We start from the raw sequence: 18,372 nt of genomic DNA, 5'->3' as shown, positions 1-18,372 counted from the left end.
CGGATCAAGCCCGGCGCTTAGGCTTCGCGCTCTTATGAAACCCACCATTGCTCTGCTCTGCGCCGCGCTTGCGGCTGTCACCGCCACCCAAGCCCAGGAAACCAAACCCGCACAGCCGGCCGCAGCTTCTGCCGCCCCCACCACCGTACCCATGGACAAAGTCAGCTACTTCATCGGCCGTAATTTCGGCGAGCAATTCAAAGGCCAGGGCATCGCCATCGACGTCACCGCCTTGGTTGAGGGCATCAAGTCCGGCCTCGGCGGCGAGAAGCCCAAATTCACCCAGGAGGAGCTCATGGCCGCCATGCAGGCTTTTGAAAACAGCATGCGCGAAAAAGAAGCCATGCGTGGCCAGGCCTCCAAGGCCGTGGGAGACAAATTCCTGGCCGAGAACGGCGCGAAGAAAGGCATCACCACCACCGCCAGCGGTCTTCAGTACGAAGTCCTCAAGGCCGGTGACGGACCCAAGCCCGTCGCCACCGACAAAGTGAACGTTCACTACCACGGCACGCTCATCAGCGGCAAGGTTTTCGACAGCTCCGTCGAGCGCGGCCAGCCCATCACCTTCGGCGTGCAGGAAGTCATCAAAGGCTGGACCGAGGCGCTGCAGCTCATGCCCGTCGGCTCGAAGTGGCGTATCTACATTCCTTCCCAGCTTGCCTACGGCGAGCAGGGCGCCGGTGGCGACATCGGCCCGAACGAGGCGCTGATCTTCGACGTCGAGTTGATTGGCATCGTGAAGTAATCGGTCACGAACCTCTTGAATGCCGAAGGGCGGGAGTCATCTCCCGCCCTTTTTATTTTTACAGCGCTGTGGCGCTTCCGCTCATCCACGCCCGCACCTGCGCCAGTCGTGCGCGCAGGCAGTTGCCGGTGTGATTGTCCTGCAAAAGCGACTCGTCCAAAATCAGCGTGCTCAGCCAGTGGCGCGGCGCCTCCTGCTCGGTTGCGCCCAGCGCGTCCCACCAGGCGCGCATGGCGATGTTCTCATGCAGCACATGCCCGACGAAACGCCTGATGCCCAGGCTCAGCGCGTGCTCCCAGATCATCGCCAGCAGCAGCGTGGCGACACCGCGTCCTTGAAACTCGTCCGCAACGCTGAAGGAAACTTCCGCCGCTTCCGGCTCCTCCTTCAAACGCCAGAACGACGCCCCGCCCACACCGGGGATGTCGTCGCGCGTCTGATGCATCGCCATCCAGGCCACATGATCTTTTTGATCCGGCGTGCATAGGCTTTCGATCAAACGTGGGTTCAGCTCCCTCACCCGCATCCAAAAGCGAAAGTAGCTCGCCTCCGGCGACAGCCGACGAAACGCCTCAGCGATCAGGTTCCGGTCCTCCGGTCGGATGCTGCGAACCACCAAGGGAGTGCCGTCTTCCAGGCTCATCTGCCACTTGCGGGTCGAATCAAACGTCATGCCCCACCGCTGTCTGCGATCCCGCCCTGCGGCAAGCCTTGAATTGGGAAGAAAATATGGAGCGCGAGTGTGTCGCAGACCACTCGCCTGAATTTCCTGCGGGGTGGAGTGGCGGTAAGGCGGCTTTATGGACTTCGCCGCGTTGGGAAAGCATGGCGAGTAGGCTGCGCCATACTCGCGCTCCGATCTTCGACATCACTTTCCGCTCGACCACTTCGCCGCGTTAATGATGAGCTTTTTGTAAGGCTCCAGGTCATGCACGCGGGCATCGTGGCCGAGGGCGATGCCGACGATTTTGGCTTTCGGGTGTTTCGTGATCCAGACGCTCGGGTGCGGCTTTTGGTATTTGTCGCTGTTGCTGGTCTCGGCGAGGACTTCGATGGGGGCGGTGCCTTCGGGGATTTTGTCGGGCTCGGCGTTCACGTAGTAGAGCTCGTCTTCGACGGTGAAGCTGGCGGGGACGTCTTTCATGACGGGATGGTCGGCTTTGAGGGCTTTCACATCGAAGGGATGGATCTTGTCGTGGCCGCGGGCGCCGCCGCCGACGATTTGGGCGTTGAGCTCGGGCCAGCCGCCGAAGCCATACCAAGTGCCGGGATGCAGCATGACGATGCCTTTGCCTGCGGCGGCGAATTCGAAGAGCGCTTTGCGATAGGCGGCGGTGTCGAAGAATTTGCGGTTCACGCTGATGATGGCGGCGTCGGCGTTTGCAAGCTCGGCAGCGGCTTGGTCGCGGTCTTCGGTGTAGTGGACGGTGAAGCCGGCGGCTTTGAGCGTGGCGACATCGGTTTTGCCGAAGAAGTCTTTGAAGTTGTGCGAGGAACCGCCGCCGATGACAAGGATGCGCGTTTTACCGGCTTCCCATTGCACGGGCGCGGCAGGAACGAGCGGGCCATCGCCCTTGCCGCCTTCTTTGGGGCCGGTTTCGGGAGTGGTGCGGGCACTCTTGCCCGCATTGGGAGCCCTGCCTTTGCGGGCAGGAGTGCCCGCATCACTCTTAACCGCGGCTTTTTCCGTGCTGGCGGTGATGGCGACGGTGCAGGGCGCGATGATGCTGCCGCTGGTTTCGAGCGTGAGCTTTTTGAGCTGCGCTTTCTTCTTCAAATTGAAGGCGAGATAGCGCAACTGGCCGCGGCGCGTGAAATCGCCCGCGTCATCACTCAGCGGCACTTCGGCGCGTCCGATGTAGTCGGCGAAATGCTCGCCGTTCTTCAGCACGATGGCTTCTTTGTCGCCGTCGGCGTATTCGACGTGCACGGTCATCGCCGGGTTGCCGATCACGCCTTCACCGCCGTAGGGCCAGGCCCAGCCGGCGACGCCGCCGAGCATGTGGAGGCTGGCCGCGGTGGCATTGGTGGCGATTTCGACCCGCGCGGGGAAATTGTCGGCCACGGTGCCTTTGCCGCCGCCTTTGAGCGCGATGATGCTGGCGCCAGTCTGCGATTTTTCAGGGTCCATGATGAAGAAGGGCACGCCATGCACGGTGACGTTGCCAAACTTGTGCAACGTGACGGTTTCGTCCTTGAACTCCTCGCCGCGGAAGATGCCGACGCGGCTGTCGGCGTTGTAGGCGGCGCGCAGGTCGATCACGCGATACTTCTGGTCGCCGCTGCCGCAGATGAAGGCGAGGATGTCGCGCAGCACCTCGGGGCCGAGCGCGTCGAGACCTTCCGGCATGAGGCTGCGGCGGGTGTTTTCACGCGTGGCGATGTCGCTCTTCTTGATCTCCACGTCGCCGCCCTGATTGCGCAGGTTGATGCTGGCGGCGTTTTCGCTGGTGATGACGCCGACATGCACGTCGCCGTTCTTTTTGGTGACGTTCCAGGCCCAGAAGCTCGGATCGACCTCGCGGTTCGGGTCCACGATGTGCACGAGCAGCTCTGCCGGTCCGTGTGCGCCCATGCCGACGAGCGGCGGGGCCACGTCCTTGCCGATGTCGCCCAACTTATGGCACACAGCGCAGGCGGCTGTGAACATGGCCTTGCCGTTGGCCAGATTGCCGGGCTTTTCGACCTCGGGCGTGAGTTTGGCGATGATTTCGTTCTTCGCCTTCGTGCCGGGATTGAGCTTGTCCATCATCGCATTGGCCTGTTTGGCGACGTTCTTGTTCGGATGCGTGCGCAGACGCGCGATGTTGCCTGGGCCGAGGATTTTGGGCTCAATCTTGCCGTCCGCGATGCTGGCGAGCAGCGCGAGTGTGGCCTCAGGACGCTTCAAAACGGCATCAAAGGCCAGTCCGAGCGCCTTGGGCTGCAGTTTGCCCATCGAAGCGACGAGTTCGGTCACGCTGCCGCTGTCGCCGAGCGCGTTGATGATTTCGGATTGCAGAGCCTCGGGCGAATTTGCCTCGACCAGGGTCGCCACGACCGTCGCACGCGCGTCCGCGCTGCCGACGCCGATGAGCGCACGTGCGGCGCTGATGCGTTCACCCACGGCGGTGGCGTTGTTGGTGAGTTTGGCGCTGAGATTGGCGATTTGCGCCTTCACCTCATCCGCCAGTGCGCCGGCTTTGTCCCACTTCGCCACGAGCGGCAGCGCCGCGCCGGCGGTGCTGGCATTCGCGAGCAGTTTCTTCAGCGAATCGGTGAGCGCGGGCGTGAGAGATGGCGACTCGCCGCCTTGCTGCGCGATGCCTTTGAGAATCGCGATTTTCAGAGCGTCAGCGTTGGTTCCAGCTTCGGCGGCGGCGGTGATGAGTTTGTCGGCGGACTTCGCGGAGGGCAGCAGGGCCGCGACGAGCCCTTCCACGCCTTCCGGTGCTTTGAGGGCCTTAGCGATCGTGTCGTCAGCGTGATCAACTGCGGCTGCGATCACCGCCGAGCGCGTCCAGTCATCCTGCGCGGATTTGAACGTGGCGAGCGCGTCGGCCTTTGATTCAAAGGTGCGCAATGCGGAGCTACCCATCGTACCCTTCGAGTCGGCACTGTGGTGATAAAAACTGCCTGCGACGGGCTTCGCCTGCTTGTGCTGCACTTTCCATACGCGGCCAAAGTAGTGGTCGCGGTCAGGACGCACGGCGGCATTGGCCGGGCCGTGGATCGGGCCACGCGTGTCGTTGTGAATGACTGCCTGATTGTAGAAATCGACGACATACAGCGCGCCATCGGGGCCGACGCGGTTTTCGATCGGGCGGAACCACAGGTCCTTGCTGCGCATGAACTCGGTTTCCTCGCGGCCGTGCTCTTTGTTTGTTTTGTAACTGACGCCGTCTTTCTCGACGAACTGATGATGCACGATGTTGAGCGTCGGTTCGGTAGTGAAGTAGCTGTAGTTCCACTTCGCGGGCCACGCGCCGCCTTCATAGATGGCGCAACCGGCGGCGGCGGTGAAATTGCCGACCTGGTCGATCTGCACATAGGCCTGCTCCGGCCACGACATGGCCGGGAAGGTCTTCTGGCCGCTGATCATGCCTTTCCAGCTCGTGGTGCCGGGGATTTTGCCTTTGGCCAGCACATACTCCGGCAGCACGACGTGGAAGAACACGGTGCCGCTGGTGGGCTGCGTGAAGAACACCTGGCCGTCGGAGGTGACGTCGAGGCCCCAGGTGTTGCCGCCGCGTGAGGCATACTGCTCGATCTCGGTGCCGTCGGGTTTGAAACGAATGACTCCGCTGCCGATACCGACCGCCGGTTTGTTCGGCGCGTTCACCGCGGTGACATTGCCGCCGCTGTAGCCGTGCGTGGAGTAAATCCAGCCATCGAGACCCCAGCGCATGTTATTGATCACCGCATGCGTGTCACCGGTGCCGAGATTCGTGTAGAGCTTCTCGCGCTTGTCCGCGACGCCGTCACCGTCGGTGTCCTGGAGATTCCAGATGTCAGGAGCTGCGCAGGCGATGACGCCGTTTTTGTAAAACACGAAGCTGGTGACGAGTTCGAGCTTGTCGGCAAAGACGTGCTTCTTGTCCATCACGCCGTCGCCATTCGTATCCTCGAGCCAGGAAATGCGGTCGGTGGGATCGCGGTCGTATTTTTTTGTCCAGGAGCCACTGTCCTTCCACTTCTCCACGTTCAGCTCGCGGCGGCCGTTCGGATACTCGGGCGTCTCGCAGACCCAGAGGCGGCCTTTTTCATCCCAGTCGATGTTCATGACCTTGTTGATGAGCGGCTCGGCGGCGACGAGCGAGAGATCGAAGTCGGGATGCACCTCGATTTTCTCCGCGGACTTGCTGGGATGCGTGGGGCCGCCTTCGACGTAGCGGAGGTTGTCACCGAGTTCCTCCGGCTTGCAGAGTTCGTCCGCGTTTTCACGCTTGCCGGCCCAGGCAATGCCGCGCAGGAGCAGCGCGCGCAGCGTGGGATGGCTGAAATTCTTGTGATAGTGGCCGGGAATGCAGACAAAGGAGCGGTAGGCGTCCTTTTCATAGGTCCACACCTGCGGCTGGATGTCGTAGATGCTGACGACCTTGCCACCCTTGGTGATCTCCTCGGCGCGTTTGTTCGCCTTTTCGTTGCGCGTGCCCTGCGGTTTCGGCGTGTAGGCTCCGGCGAGGATGCGGCACTCCGGCAGGAGGTCCATGTCGTAGTAGATCTCGTCGTCCATGGCGAAGTTCGACATGTCCTTGGTGATCGGGTTCTCCTTATCGGTGAAGTAGAGATGCATCGGGCCTTCGAGCCACTTTGTGGGCCGCTCATGATTCCACGAACCGCCGACGACCGACTTGAACCACGCCGGATCGCGCGAGACCGCACCCGCGTGAATCGTCACGATGCCGCCGCCGCGGGCGATGAACTCGAGCAAATTCTTCCGCTCCTCGCCGATCTTGATGTTTCCGGCCTCCTGCGCGTGCAGGATGAGCACGTCCGTCTTGTCGAGCTGCTCCTTCGTCGGAAACTCGAGCGAGCCATCGGCCTTCGCGCCGCGTTCATTGAGCAGCGGCACCCATTCCTTCAAAAACTGCGGGAAATCATGCGCGCCGGGGCCGTGAGATTTTTTGCCAGCGCGGATGAAGACGCGCAGCGGCTCCGCCGCGAATGACGAATGAGGAATGGCGAATGACGAAGCCAGCAGGCAGAGGAGGAGGCGTTTCATGGTCGGAAAGCGAGGATGCTACGCGAAAGGAACGCCTGATGGGAGGGGCGTTTTTGCACGCAGCACTATCGGGAATGCACATCCCGCGGCAAAACCCGTCTCCGCCTCGTCAGGCGCTCACTTTTTCTTCCCTTTGCCCTTTTTCTTGGGCTGCGGCTCGCTGGCGTCTTCAAAGGCGGGCTTGCTGCCGGTCAGATCGGCGAGAAGACGCGCGGTGTAGCCGGCGAAGCGGCCGTCGGGCGATTCGCCTTTGGCGGGGAGCTTCTTGAGCTCTTCGGCGATGGCTTTCGCCTTGTCGCCGAGGTCGCCGATGGCGTTGAGGGCGCTCATCGTGGTGAACACATCGTGTTGGCTCCAGTTCGCGAGATTCACGAGCTTCGGTAAAGCGGCGGCGCGGTCGGCATCGCTGCCGTAATTGGCGAGCGACCAGTTGGCGACGACTTGGACGTAGGTCGAGCTGTCGGAGGCGGCTTTCAGCATCTCGTCGTGCGCGGCGGCGAGCCCGTCCTTGCCGCGCATGAGCACGCCGATCGTGCTCCAGTAACGAATTGCGTTGTCGGAGTCGCCAAATCCTGCCTTGAGGTCGCCCATGGCATCCATCTTCAGCGACGAGGCGGTTCCGGCGGCCTTCAGGAGGCGCGCGACTGGATAGAGCTTGTCATCGTGGCCCATGTCGTAGGGCGTGGTGCCTTCGGAGCGCTGATGCATCTCGCCTTCGGGCAGCAGACCGACATCGCGGATGGTCAGTGCGAGGTTTTCCTGCGCCGCACGCATCTTGGCGAGCGTTTCGGCGTGCTCGGGCGAATTGGCGAGGTTGTGGACCTCGTCGCGGTCGCTTTGCAGGTCGTAGAGCTCCTCGGGAGCCTTCGGTTCCTTCCAGAAGATCGACTGCTCCGGCGTGGTCTTACCTTCATCGAAGGCCTTGCGCCAGACGCGGGTGGTGGGCGTCTCAAACTGGTAGGCCACATGCTGCGCCTGCGAGAGATGCGGCATGTAATTGCGCACATAGACGAAGCGGCCGTCGGTGACGCTGCGCACGCAGTCGTAGCGCTCGTCCATGCGGCCGCGGAAGCCGAAGATGAACGGCTGCGGCTCAGTTTGGAACTTCCCTGCGAAGGCGTGGCCCTGCATCCACTCCGGCGGCTGCACGCCGATGATGCTGAGCAGCGTGGGCGCGAGATCGACGAAGCTCACGAGGCGGTCGGACTTCACGCCAGCGCCGTATTCCTTTGGCGCGAGGTGTTTCCAGTTTGGCGGGAAATACACGACCATCGGCACCTGGAGGCCGGAGTTGCAGGGCCAGCGCTTGTTGCGTGGCATGCCGCTGCCGTGGTCGGCGTAGTAGAAGATGATGGTGTCGGCGGCGAGACCGGCCTCTTCGAGTTCCTTGAGACGTTTGCCAGCAGAGGCATCGGCCAGCGTGACTTGATCATAATACTGTGCCCAATCTTGGCGGACTTCTGGCGTGTCGGGATGATACGCAGGCACGCGAACCTTGGCGGGATCATGAATCGCCACATGTGGGCGTTTGCGAAGCTGGCTTTCGTGGCTGCAGGTCTCGTTGAAGATGGCGAAGAAGGGCTGGCCGTCCTTGCGGGCCTTCCAATGCGCCTTGCCGTTCGATTCGTCCCACACGCCTTCGGGCTTGGCGAGGTTGTAGTCTTCCTTGCTGTTGTTCGTGCAGTAGTAACCGGCCTCGCGCAGGAACTGCGGATACATCTTCGTGCCCTTCGGCATCTGCGTCATGCTGCGCATGTGCTCGCCACCGGTCGAAGGCGGGTACATCCCGGCGATGATCGTCGTGCGTGCAGCGGCGCACACCGGGCCGTTTGACCACGCGTGCTTGAACAGCATCCCCTTCGCCGCCAGCGCATCAACGTTCGGTGTGGTGGCATACATGTCGCCGTAGCAGCCCATGTGCGGTCCATGATCCTCGCTGGTGAGCCAGAGGATGTTCGGCTTCTCAGCTGAAAATGACGAATGCAGAATGCAGAGTGACGAAAGGACGATGCTCAGGAGCTTCATGGGGCGTCTGGAACGAGGGCGGACGCGCCAATCCTTCAATCAAGAACGCTCGCTACTTCACCGTGATCCAAAGCGGCGAAGACCAGGCCATGTTGCCGTCGGTCTGCTCAATGCGGAGATAGTAGCGGTTTTCGCCCTTCAGCGGTGCGCTGTCGGTCCAGGTTTGGCTCACGGACTTCGCATTCGGCTCGATGACGTGATGATCCTGCTCGTTTCGCACGAGGGTGAGGCGTTTCACCGGCGCGGTGCCTTCGATCTTGAAAGAGAGCGCGGGTTTGTCGCTCGTTTCAATGACCTCGCCCATCAAATGATCGCCGCTGCTGAGCTCGACGAAGATCTTGTCCGTGGCGGCGCAGGTGCGGCGGGCTTTGAAGCCGGCGATGATGCCCTCGCGAGTGAAGTCTTCGACATACACGCCGCCAAACGAGGTGTGAGTGGCGATGTGGTCGCTCGAGGCGAAGACGCTGAGCTTGTGGCCGGTTTCGAGCGCCTTTTGATACACGCCGTTGTTGTAGCCGGGCTGTTTCGGGAATCCGGCGTCAAAGTCAGTGATGACACCGGGCGGCTTGGGATGCTCGTCACCGGCGAGTTTGTGCGGCGTGTAGTTTTCTGTTTTCCGCAGGCCGACGCTGGGCTGCGGCGCACCGAGGCCTTCGTAGCTCACACGCGCGCCCTGGAAGATCTCGACGGTGTTTTCATAGGTGTTGTCGATGCCTTGCGCATACTTCGTCCAGTCCGTGCCCATGCCCGTGGCGCCGGTGTGGCTGATGAGGGCGACGGACTGGTTGTAGCGCTTCAAAACATCCCACAGCTCGGTCGGTAGAATCTCTCCAATACCGGGCGCGATCGGCAATGACTCCTGCCACTGCGACTGGCGGTAATTTTGCCGCTGGATGTACACAATCGGCCCTCCGCGCTTGGCGAAGACGATGTTCCGGTGTCCCCAGGGGAAAGTCTGCTCGCGCTCATACGCGTAGAGCGAGGCGAAACTGCCGGGCGCGTGAAACGCGTCCACCTGCCGCTGTGTGTGCCACCATTCGTAAGGCGAGTAAATCTTGCCGATGTCCGTGTGGTCGGAAGTGCCGAGGAAATCGAGACCGGCGAGGTCGTAGGCGTAGCGGTAATGCTCCACGATGCAGCCGTCGAAGCCGGTGCGGCAGTTCGAGATGTCGGTGTGACGATGCAGATCTCCCCACACGAGGCGATACGTCTTTCCGCCGATCTTCCAGGTGTGATGCTCCGTGAGCGGGCGCGGCGGCGTGGGTTCGTTGAAATACGGCTCCGGTTCCGCCGCGCGTGCGATGGCGGCCTCCGGCTCCTCGGGCATGAGCGGCCATGCGGCGTCGTGTTGGATCAAGGCCGAGTGAATCTCCGCGATGCCACTGGCCTTGGTGGTGCGTTTGTCGGTGGCCCAGGTGATCCAGACGCCGCCTTTCGGCCCGACATGCAGTTCTTGATGCCGATCCTGCCCCATCGTGCTGTCTGGCAGCGCCGCAGGCTCGGCCCAGCGCTTCGTTTTCGGATCGTAACGCGTGACAGCGGCACGCCAGAAGGCATTCGCGAAATAGCGGTAACTCAGCCACACCTGACCATCCTCACGCAAGGCCACGGAGGGCACGTTCACGGCAAAACCGGGGCTGGGATCAGGCGCAGGCGTGGGGCGTCCGTTGTGTGGCACGGGCACCTCGGTGAACTGACCGCTGGCGATGTCGTAGCGGCCGAGCAGCAGACGTTTTTGTGCGTTGAGTCCGATGTCATTTTCATGTCCACGTGAATCCAGCCCCCACTGCTGCCTTCCGCGCTCGGCGGCGATCCACAGACCGCCATTACCATCCGCCGCGATGCTGGCACGTGCTTCGTAATCGGGGGTTTGCACCAGCACCTTGTCCTCCACACGGCCGTCGAGCATCACACGCGCGAGGCGCAGGTTGAACTCACTCCCAGCGGACGAGTCATAGACGATCCACGCGCCTTCGGTGTCGCTGAAGGCGAGACGCGGCTCCCAGTTGCCACCTTCTTGGTTCGTGGAGACACGAATGGCCTCTGACCACATCTTTTTCTCCGCGCTCCAGTGCCGCGCCCAGATTTGCGAGGCTCCAGGCCGCACCTCCTGCCACGTCACCCACACACGACCAGATGCGTCGCTGCTCGCATCCACAAACGTGCTGCCCGCGCCGGCTGCGGAAGCGAGTTCGATCTCATCCTCCCCTTTGCCATCCGCAAAGCGTCGCGCCCGCAACGTCATGACATCTTTCTCATTCACCTGCCCCCAAAAACACCAAACACCCGCGCCATCGGCCACGATGGCCGGTTGATGAATCACGCCGGGCTTCGACAGCGCCGCCACGGGTTTCCAAGCACCTGCCTCGCGTGTGGCGAGATGCAGCGTGTCCGCCTTGCCATCGTGCTCGATGTAAGTCGCCCACAGGCTCAGATTCTTCGCGATGACGAAATCCGGGAAGTCACGATGCAGCGCGGCATCTCTGGAGATCAGATGCTGGGAGAGCGGCACCTGAAACTGCGGCTGACGCGCAGCAGCAGCCTTGGCTTTGCCTTTGCCCTTCTTTGGCGTCTCTTGAGCGCTGAGAAAAGCACAGGAAAAAAGCAGAAGCGTGGTGATGACGAGGCGCATGGTTGGAAAGGTAGATTCGATTGGAGAAGTTCGGCTTCGGTTGCCAACCGAAGCTACAAAATCAGCCGAGCACGTTCTCGCCTCGGTTCTCTGCCTGCTGGATCGTCACCGGCCAGCCGGGGAATTGGTTCGAGGCTTTGCCATCCGTGGCGTCGATGAGGAAGCGGAAGGACTCGATGAAGTAGGTCTTCTTCTCCGTGTCGAAGGTGATGAAGCCAAAGCCGCTGCCTTTCTCGTGCGCCTTCTCATAGCGGTTCGGTGCTTGACCGACCACGGGATTGCCGACGGCATAGACGTAAGCCTTGTTGCCAAGACCTTCGATGAACTCGCCCGTGTCCGGCAGCCCATGCTTCGGGCGGTTCGTGTGCGGCATTTTGAGCTCATCTGGCCGCCACCAGCGCGGATAACCGGCGGAGATCGCCGGTGTGCAGAAGGACCAGTTCGCGTCGCGCTGCTTCTCCACGCCGTATTGCACCAGCGTGGTGAGATGCTGGTCGCCATTGATGTGCAGGGCCATGGCGGGGCGCATCAGCTCGATGGCGCGATTTCGTGGCGTCTGAGGCCAGCCACCGGAGTCGAGATCGGCTTTGAGATAACCATCGGGACCACCGTGATGTGTGGCCACGTTGGCAAAGACGGTCTGGCTGAGCACGGCCTTGAGCTTGTGCCCGCGCCAGTCTTGCGCCCATTGCTTCAAAAAAGCCTCCTGACGCTCGCCGAGCAGGATGAGGCCGGGTTTGTCGAGTGTGGCGGTGTCGAAGTTCGCGTCTGGCACATGATCGGCACGACCACCGCCGCCGGTATCGACACGCTCGGGGCCGCTTTTCCACTGACGGTCGGCGAGGATGGCAAAGCTGACGCCGCCATAGACCATGTCGCCATAATACACGCTGATGTCCTGGAGCACCGGCTTGGGATCAAACGCATCGGGATGATGCGCGACGTTGGTTTTGTGGACCACGTTCACCATGCGCGCCGGCTCGATGTAACCGCCCTTCGAGGAGGCACCGGTGTCTCCCACGTCCATCTTCTTGCCGCCCTCGCCCCAGATGTTGCCCTGGAAGACGTCATGGTCGTCAGGCAGGCAAAGTGTGGGCGCGTTGCGCATGACTTCGCGGAAAGCCCAGCCGTGCTGGTAAAATTTGCGCAGGTAATTCAGGATCGCAGGCTGTGCCGGTTCACGAATGATGCCGAAGCCGCCGTGGTTTTCGTAAATCTGGTCGCCGGAGAAAAAGACGAGGTCGGGGTCGAGCTTGCGCACGTTTTCGGCCACCGGCGCGTAGGGGAAGCCATAATCATTCTGGCAGGTCAGTGCGGCCATGCGCAGCGGACGGCCTTCGGGATTGGCCTTGATGGTGCCGCTCCATTCGTTGGACGTCTCGCTGCCGTCCTTGTGCTTCTCGCGATACACGAGCTTGTAGGGCGCGGCCTTCTTCTCATCCCAGTTAGGAACACGAAACGTCGCCACCCACGCGTCGGGATCGAGCTTCGCCGTGCCGAGAGATTTCCACGCGCCGTCTTTTTCGATATGCAGCTCAACCTCGTGATTATCCTGCGCACCGAGCGGCCCAGTCAGGGCACTGATCTTCATCACAAAGCCGTCTTTCGTGCGTGAATCGCTCAGCGAGTACATGGACCAAAGAATTGGGCCAAACTTCTGCTGCGGTGAGATGGTGAAAGCCACGCCTTCCAGTGTCCAGTTTTGAAACCGATACCGTCCACCGCCTGTCGCCACTCCTTTGCCCTTGCCCTTCTTCGCGGCACCGACTGCTCCGGCAGCGAAGTTGTTCGCGAGCGAGACATTGCCGAGAATTTGATCCGCCGCTACCTCATGTGCCAGCGTTGCGAGTTCCGCACCCGATTCCGCATCCGCCGCCGTGAGTGTCAAAACGCACTTCTCGCCTTGTGGCAATCCTTTGAGCGTGAGGCGGACTTGTTTTAATGCCGCGCCATCTTTGAGCGCGACCGTCTTCGGCCCGAGCACGAGCTGATCACCCAGCCAGCCAGCATTGAGGCCGCGCTGTATGAAGCAGTTGCTGCGGTGCTCGTTGATCTCGCTGCGCACACCGATGCGGAAACCCGCGCCGCCGTCGTTTTTGAGCACTTCGAGCCGCGTCGGCGTCACGGACATCGTGAATGCTCCGTTTTGCGTGATCTGATGCGTCAGCGAATGCACGCTGCGACCGGGGCCGACGTTCAGGCACTCCGCGCCGCCCTCGCTCACACGCCAGTCCTCCATCGGATTCGCCCAAAACTCACCACCGAGCCACACGCGATCATGCGTCCGCGCCCAGGCATCCGAAACAGGCTTCGAGACGGGCGTTTGCGCTCCGGCATGCTCGCTACCCGCGATGCCTGCAAATGTTCCGGCGGTGATGAGCTTGAGACTGTGGCGACGGGTGAATTGGTTGGTCATGCGCCATGGGAACGCCGGACAAGCGGATGGTTTTCAGCCGATGTGGACTCGATTGGCAATCGAAGCTACGGAGAAAGCCCTGGCGTTCCATGCTCGCCAGTGTGATCACCAATACTTCGGCCAGCGGGCCTCACGCGTGAGGTTGTGGAAGAGCAACGCCACGAGGACGAGGATCACCGCACCGGTAAGTGTGGGGAACAGGGCGAAGCTCCACCCCGGCAGCATGAGAAACACGATCACCGGATTCGAGCCGGCTGGCGGATGCACGGTGCGGGTCAGCATCATCACCGCGATGGCACTGCCGACCGCCAGCGCCACGCTCCACCAATGCGGACCGCACAGATGCACAAACGTGAGACCGATGAGGGTACTGAACAAATGCCCGAGCACGACATTCCTCGGCTGGCTGAAGGGCACATCAGGATAGCCAAAGACGAGCACGCAGCTCGCACCGAACGATCCCAGTACGAGTGCGACGTGCAAACTCTGCGCCAGCAACGCGATGACCGCGATGGCGAGATAGCCGCCGGCAAAGGCAAGCACGACGGCTTTGCCCGGAGCACGCGGAGGAAGGGCGGCGGAGTCGCCGCGAAGTTTGGTGAGGAAGTTCATGGTGTTTGCAGTGTGAGCTGGGATTCGAGCTCAGCAATGCGGGCCTTCAGCGGCGCAACAGCATCGTTCACCTCGGCGGCGGTGAAGCGTGGGGTGATGTATTTGGGACAGTTCCAGTCAAAGGCGACGATGCGAATGCGAAAAAGGCGTTCCGTGATTTTAGCCAGGTCCGGTGTGGTGACTTGCTGAACAAGATCGGGATGATCACGAGCATCCAGCACTTCGACATGACCGAGGAGCTTGAGACGCTGACGGCGTGGATAGTCCATCATGAAAAGACAGACACGATCATTGCCGACGACGTTGCCCGTGGTGAGCATCTGGCGGTTGCCTTTGTAGTCGGCGAAGACCAGTTCGCCGGGGGAGATGACTTTCACAAAGCCCGCCGGGCCTCCTCGATGCTGGACATACGGCCAGCCTGTCTCACTGACGCTGCTGAGATAAAAGCTGTCACGAGACTCGATGAAAGCCGTCTCGTCCGGCCCGAGTGGGTCATCACCAGGAGCGGGTGGCAGCACCTGTGACCGTCCAAAGTAGTGCTGCTGGGCAGCAAGCACCTGAGGCGTGAATGCAAGGTCGAGAAACTGGTGAGCCATGGTGTTGAGTGGAATGGGCCCCCGGCAGCGCCGTGCTGCCAGGAGCGGGTTGGATGGGCTCAGAAGATCAGGATTTGCCAGCCTTCCGTCTGGTAACGACGCAGGCTCAGCAGACCTAGCGTGCCGGTGAGAAAGTTTTCTTTCTTCTCTTCGATGCCGCAGGCTTTCAAGCCTTCGCTGGCACCAAAGACGGCGGCGCAGGCGCAGGAAGCGCCGACGACGAGATCGCGCACAGCGTTGTAGAGTCCGTTGACAGGACTCGTGACCTTCGACAGCTCCGCCGGCCAGCGTGTGCCGGTGCCGATGAAGCTGACTTCGACTTCGTCGCCAGCCTGTTTGCCTTCGGCGGCCACGGCGAGTCCGTTGAAAACGCGTGCGAGGGATTCTTCGCCTGCTTTGGGATCACTGATGATGAGGATGGCGGTTTTCATTTTGGATGGTGTGTGTGTTGTTCGTGCCGACGTGATTGCCGACGCGCCCATCCTGAGCCGCGCACTCATGGCCGGGTAATGCCGCTTCGTCGTTGCGGATATGCCGGATGTGCATAGCCTCGTCGGCATGATCGAACGCATCCGGGCTCTGCTCACCGTGATCGAGGAAGGCAGCGTCAACCGCGCCGCCCTGAGGCTGCGCATCACCCAGCCTGCTCTCAGCCGCCAGATGCAGGCTTTGGAAAACGAGATCGGTGGCAGGCTGCTGGAGCGTGAGACGAGCGGCGTGAAGGCCACGGGCCTCGGTCATGCTCTGGTGCAGACGATGAGTCCGCTGCTCACCCGCTACGACGTTGCCCTCGCGGATCTGCGTCGTCAGGCTCGTGGTGAGCGGTCCGAACTGCGCGTGGGCTATCTCGCCTCGGCCGCGCCATCCGTGCTCACGCCAGCTCTGACGCGACTCCGCAAAGCGCAGCCCGATTTGAGGCTCAAGCTGCATGACATGTCACCACGCGAGCAGATCGACGGTCTGCGCGGCGGAGAACTCGATGTCGCGCTCATCGGCCAGGAAGGCGTGGTGGCCGCGAAGGAGTTTCACAGCCTCAAACTGCTCTCGCTGGGTGTGTGCGCCGCTGTTTCCAGCAATGATGTCATTGCCTCTAAAAAGAGCATCACGCTGAAGCAGCTCAAAGGTCGTGACTTCATTGGCGTGGACGAGGATCAGATGCCGGGCCGCAATCGTTGGATGACGGCGCTCTGCAAAACCGCCGGCTTCAAGCCACGCATGGCTGTCACTGTCGATGGCATCACAAACGTCCTCTCCCAGGTAGTCTCCGAGTCGGCGGTGACCTTGTTGCCTGACTACTTTCTCAAGTCATCCCATCCTGGCGTCACTTTTGTGCGCGTGAGCGATGCCGAGGCGCGGTGGGACTTCATCGTGCTCTGGCAAAAAGGCCGCGCCTCGATCTCGACACGCGCTTTGGTGGATGCGCTGAAAGTTGTCTCAGCGTAGCCGCAGCCCGTGATGCTGCCAAAACGCTGACAGCGCCGCGTGCGAGCCATGGAAGACATTCCGCTCGGTAGGGCGGTCGAGATTGCCGAAGTAGGGCGAGAAGCGATAGCGGCCGTGGTTGTAAACCTTCGGTCGTGAGCGGCCATGCTCCCAATCCACGCCGCCGTATTGCCACATCGTCCAGTTTGACCACACGCGATATTGATCTACGAGACCGTTCGGATTGCCCGGCGCGGGATAAACAGGGCCTGCGCCGCTGTCGTGCGCATACAAAGCGAGCCAGTAGGGCATGCGGCGCAGTTTTTCCTTCGTGGCGGCATCCGCGCCGCTGAGCGTCTGCTTGAGCTGCGTGCTGTTTTCCAGATACGCTAGCGGAACGACGCCTGTGCGGCTCTCCACGCGTTCCATGAAGCGCAGAATGGCCGAGAGCGGCAGATCACCATCGAAATCCCCGCACAGCAGCAGCGACGGCGCGTTCCACGAGCGGCCACGGGCTAGCGAAAGCGCACGGTTCACCATCTGATCCGCCTGCGTCACAGCATCGACATGCCGCTGCACGCGGTAGTAGACACCGGGCAGCATCCCCGCGCGATCTGCGGAGGCGAGAAAGCTCGCGCACTTCTCGTCCAGATTCCCGCCCTTGCCCGCACGGGCGATCAAGCCACTCGCTCCGTTCGCCCGCAATGCCGAGACATCATGCTCCGAGAAGCCCACGCCATTCCGCTGCCGCTCCTTTGGATCATAGGCCGACACATTGATGATCTGCGGCATGCCTCCCGAAGTCGGCGGCAAACTCCCCGGAGTGCTTCCAGGCGGTGTGGAGCAACTGGCTAGGGCGAGGAGGAGCGGAAGGAAATTTTTTTTCATCACGCCGAGACTAGCCGACACCCGCACGAGCGTAAAGTGGTCCGCACAGTCCTCTGTGCGGCGCGTGTAAGGCGTGTGGTTGTCTTTACGCCTTTGGCTCCGCAGGCAAAAAAGCATTCTGGCATGATGTCACGCTTGCTGATAACGGAGAGCCGCACAGAGGACTGTGCGGACCACTATGGGCCGGGTTTTCGTGCCATTCGAGCGGCGCGGGCAGATCAAAGCCTGCGAATTCGATGTGCAGCACACGGCGGCGGCGTTTGCTGGTGGAACGTGATGATGCATGCAGCAAGAGCGGGCGCATGAGCAGCGCATCACCGGCTTTGGCCTCGCAGCAGACCTCCTCGCGGGTTTCGCGGCAGCTTTGAATCGCCTGGGCATTCAATCGGCCCAGTCGATGGCTGCCGGGTAGGATGCGCAACGCTCCGTTGGTCGAATCCGCGTCATCCAGGTGAAGACGAACGCTGAGCATCTGCGCCAGCAGCCCAACTGGCGGCTGCACATGCGGCACACCTTCTTTCACGCTCCATGGGCCGAACCCGGGCACCTCGACACGTTCTTTGAGCGCGAGCGTGAGATCCTGATGCCAGGCGACAAGCCAGTTCGTTTCCGGGCGCTTGTCGAAAAAGATGCCACGCACAGGAATGGGTTTTGCGGGGAGATGCGGGCGCACCAGATCGGCCAGCAGCGATTCAGCGAGCTGCACGACCTCCGGCATCCGCAACATGCCGCGTGTGCCAGCGCCCTCCGCATCGCCCAAAAGGTCGCGCAAGGCCCCGCAGGCTGCTTGATCAAGCACCTTTGGCACGATGGCAAAGCCAAGGGCGTCGAAATCTGATTGGCGACTCATTCAGCACCCTTTTTGCCCTTTTTCTTCTTTTTGTCCGTCTTCCGCTCTGGATCACCATTCCAGCGTTGATCCTCCCAACGCGGGGGCTGCATGCTGGCGTTCCACTTGTCAAAGAGGGCGACGAGATCGGCTTTCTTCGCCGGATTCTCTGTACTAAGGTCGTGTTGCTCGCCGGGATCGGTGGAGAGGTTCACAAGCATCGGCTCCATGTCCTTGGAAGCCTTCACGAGTTTCCAATCGCCCTGCCGCACGGCGTGCTGCACGCCAAAGCGAAAGTAAAGCTCACGCGGCGCGAGCTTGTCGGTCTCGCCTTTGAGCAGCGGGAGCAGATTCACGCCATCGAGCACTGTAGTCCCGGCTTTAGCAGCCTGTTGAAAAAGAGGGGTTAAAAAGGCCAAAACTTGGGGGCCAGTCTTCTTCGCGGCCTGGGTGCTGTTGGTGGCCGATTCGCATGATGGAACCTTGTGGCGCTCTCAAGCGTG

General features: G+C 61.6%; 13 protein-coding genes. 2 read left to right on the top strand and 11 right to left on the bottom strand.

Features of this window, described 5'->3' with window-relative positions; translation table 11 throughout:
• Window positions 1–34 precede the first annotated feature (34 nt).
• Window positions 35–745: an FKBP-type peptidyl-prolyl cis-trans isomerase gene (locus ACILSI_RS00965; protein WP_395719959.1), complete on the top strand. Its 711-nt coding sequence runs from the start codon at window positions 35–37 to the stop codon at window positions 743–745.
• A gap of 58 nt (window positions 746–803) precedes the next feature.
• On the opposite strand, the gene ACILSI_RS00960 is transcribed toward ACILSI_RS00965, so the two are convergent.
• The 8 genes from ACILSI_RS00960 to ACILSI_RS00925 all read right to left on the bottom strand — a co-directional run bounded on the left by ACILSI_RS00960 (window position 804) and on the right by ACILSI_RS00925 (window position 15,161).
• Window positions 804–1,418, bottom strand: a complete 615-nt coding sequence (locus ACILSI_RS00960; RefSeq protein ID WP_395719958.1) for a GNAT family N-acetyltransferase — start codon at window positions 1,416–1,418, stop codon at window positions 804–806.
• Window positions 1,419–1,613: 195 nt separating this feature from the next.
• Entirely contained in the window at window positions 1,614–6,449 is a 4,836-nt protein-coding gene (locus ACILSI_RS00955) for a PVC-type heme-binding CxxCH protein (RefSeq protein ID WP_395719957.1), read from the bottom strand.
• A 117-nt stretch (window positions 6,450–6,566) separates the two neighbouring features.
• Window positions 6,567–8,474 (bottom strand): sulfatase-like hydrolase/transferase, encoded by a 1,908-nt coding sequence (locus ACILSI_RS00950; RefSeq protein WP_395719956.1) that lies wholly within the window; start codon window positions 8,472–8,474, stop codon window positions 6,567–6,569.
• 52 nt (window positions 8,475–8,526) lie between these two features.
• On the bottom strand, window positions 8,527–11,106 hold the full coding sequence (locus ACILSI_RS00945) for a hypothetical protein (RefSeq protein WP_395719955.1): 2,580 nt from the start codon (window positions 11,104–11,106) through the stop codon (window positions 8,527–8,529).
• A 61-nt stretch (window positions 11,107–11,167) separates the two neighbouring features.
• Window positions 11,168–13,522, bottom strand: a complete 2,355-nt coding sequence (locus ACILSI_RS00940) for an alkaline phosphatase D family protein (protein ID WP_395719954.1) — start codon at window positions 13,520–13,522, stop codon at window positions 11,168–11,170.
• A gap of 105 nt (window positions 13,523–13,627) precedes the next feature.
• Window positions 13,628–14,134 carry an HPP family protein gene (locus ACILSI_RS00935; protein ID WP_395719953.1) on the bottom strand — a complete coding sequence of 169 codons (507 nt, stop codon included), beginning with the start codon at window positions 14,132–14,134 and terminating at the stop codon, window positions 13,628–13,630.
• Entirely contained in the window at window positions 14,131–14,730 is a 600-nt protein-coding gene (locus tag ACILSI_RS00930; protein ID WP_395719952.1) for a pyridoxamine 5'-phosphate oxidase family protein, read from the bottom strand. The genes ACILSI_RS00935 and ACILSI_RS00930 overlap by 4 nt, the downstream gene beginning before the upstream one ends.
• 59 nt (window positions 14,731–14,789) lie before the next feature.
• On the bottom strand, window positions 14,790–15,161 hold the full coding sequence (locus ACILSI_RS00925) for a hypothetical protein (RefSeq protein ID WP_395719951.1): 372 nt from the start codon (window positions 15,159–15,161) through the stop codon (window positions 14,790–14,792).
• Window positions 15,162–15,261: 100 nt separating this feature from the next.
• On the opposite strand from ACILSI_RS00925, the gene ACILSI_RS00920 reads away from it, so the two are divergent.
• Window positions 15,262–16,173 (top strand): LysR family transcriptional regulator, encoded by a 912-nt coding sequence (locus tag ACILSI_RS00920; RefSeq protein WP_395719950.1) that lies wholly within the window; start codon window positions 15,262–15,264, stop codon window positions 16,171–16,173.
• Here the strand turns inward: ACILSI_RS00920 and ACILSI_RS00915 are convergent.
• The 3 genes from ACILSI_RS00915 to ACILSI_RS00905 all read right to left on the bottom strand — a co-directional run bounded on the left by ACILSI_RS00915 (window position 16,165) and on the right by ACILSI_RS00905 (window position 18,225).
• Window positions 16,165–17,040, bottom strand: coding sequence for a GH25 family lysozyme (locus ACILSI_RS00915; protein ID WP_395719949.1), 876 nt, complete (start codon window positions 17,038–17,040; stop codon window positions 16,165–16,167). The genes ACILSI_RS00920 and ACILSI_RS00915 overlap by 9 nt on opposite strands.
• 85 nt (window positions 17,041–17,125) lie before the next feature.
• Complete coding sequence (locus ACILSI_RS00910; RefSeq protein ID WP_395719948.1) at window positions 17,126–17,890, bottom strand: phytanoyl-CoA dioxygenase family protein; 765 nt, start codon at window positions 17,888–17,890, stop codon at window positions 17,126–17,128.
• Window positions 17,887–18,225, bottom strand: coding sequence for a hypothetical protein (locus ACILSI_RS00905; RefSeq protein ID WP_395719947.1), 339 nt, complete (start codon window positions 18,223–18,225; stop codon window positions 17,887–17,889). The genes ACILSI_RS00910 and ACILSI_RS00905 overlap by 4 nt, the downstream gene beginning before the upstream one ends.
• Window positions 18,226–18,372 lie beyond the last annotated feature (147 nt).

The sequence above is a fragment of the Prosthecobacter sp. genome, assembly GCF_044232965.1.
Taxonomy (GTDB): Bacteria; Verrucomicrobiota; Verrucomicrobiia; order Verrucomicrobiales; family Verrucomicrobiaceae; genus Prosthecobacter.
The sequence above is the reverse complement of the archived record's forward strand: the minus strand, read 5'-3'. Positions and strand labels throughout refer to the sequence as shown.

Coding starts and splice junctions, on each gene's coding strand:
- ACILSI_RS00965 (WP_395719959.1), top strand. CDS start 35: ATGAAACCCACCATTGCTCTGCTCTGCGCCGCGCTTGCGGCTGTCACC.
- ACILSI_RS00960 (WP_395719958.1), bottom strand. CDS start 1,418: ATGACGTTTGATTCGACCCGCAAGTGGCAGATGAGCCTGGAAGACGGC.
- ACILSI_RS00955 (WP_395719957.1), bottom strand. CDS start 6,449: ATGAAACGCCTCCTCCTCTGCCTGCTGGCTTCGTCATTCGCCATTCCT.
- ACILSI_RS00950 (WP_395719956.1), bottom strand. CDS start 8,474: ATGAAGCTCCTGAGCATCGTCCTTTCGTCACTCTGCATTCTGCATTCG.
- ACILSI_RS00945 (WP_395719955.1), bottom strand. CDS start 11,106: ATGCGCCTCGTCATCACCACGCTTCTGCTTTTTTCCTGTGCTTTTCTC.
- ACILSI_RS00940 (WP_395719954.1), bottom strand. CDS start 13,522: ATGACCAACCAATTCACCCGTCGCCACAGTCTCAAGCTCATCACCGCC.
- ACILSI_RS00935 (WP_395719953.1), bottom strand. CDS start 14,134: ATGAACTTCCTCACCAAACTTCGCGGCGACTCCGCCGCCCTTCCTCCG.
- ACILSI_RS00930 (WP_395719952.1), bottom strand. CDS start 14,730: ATGGCTCACCAGTTTCTCGACCTTGCATTCACGCCTCAGGTGCTTGCT.
- ACILSI_RS00925 (WP_395719951.1), bottom strand. CDS start 15,161: ATGAAAACCGCCATCCTCATCATCAGTGATCCCAAAGCAGGCGAAGAA.
- ACILSI_RS00920 (WP_395719950.1), top strand. CDS start 15,262: ATGCCGGATGTGCATAGCCTCGTCGGCATGATCGAACGCATCCGGGCT.
- ACILSI_RS00915 (WP_395719949.1), bottom strand. CDS start 17,040: ATGAAAAAAAATTTCCTTCCGCTCCTCCTCGCCCTAGCCAGTTGCTCC.
- ACILSI_RS00910 (WP_395719948.1), bottom strand. CDS start 17,890: ATGAGTCGCCAATCAGATTTCGACGCCCTTGGCTTTGCCATCGTGCCA.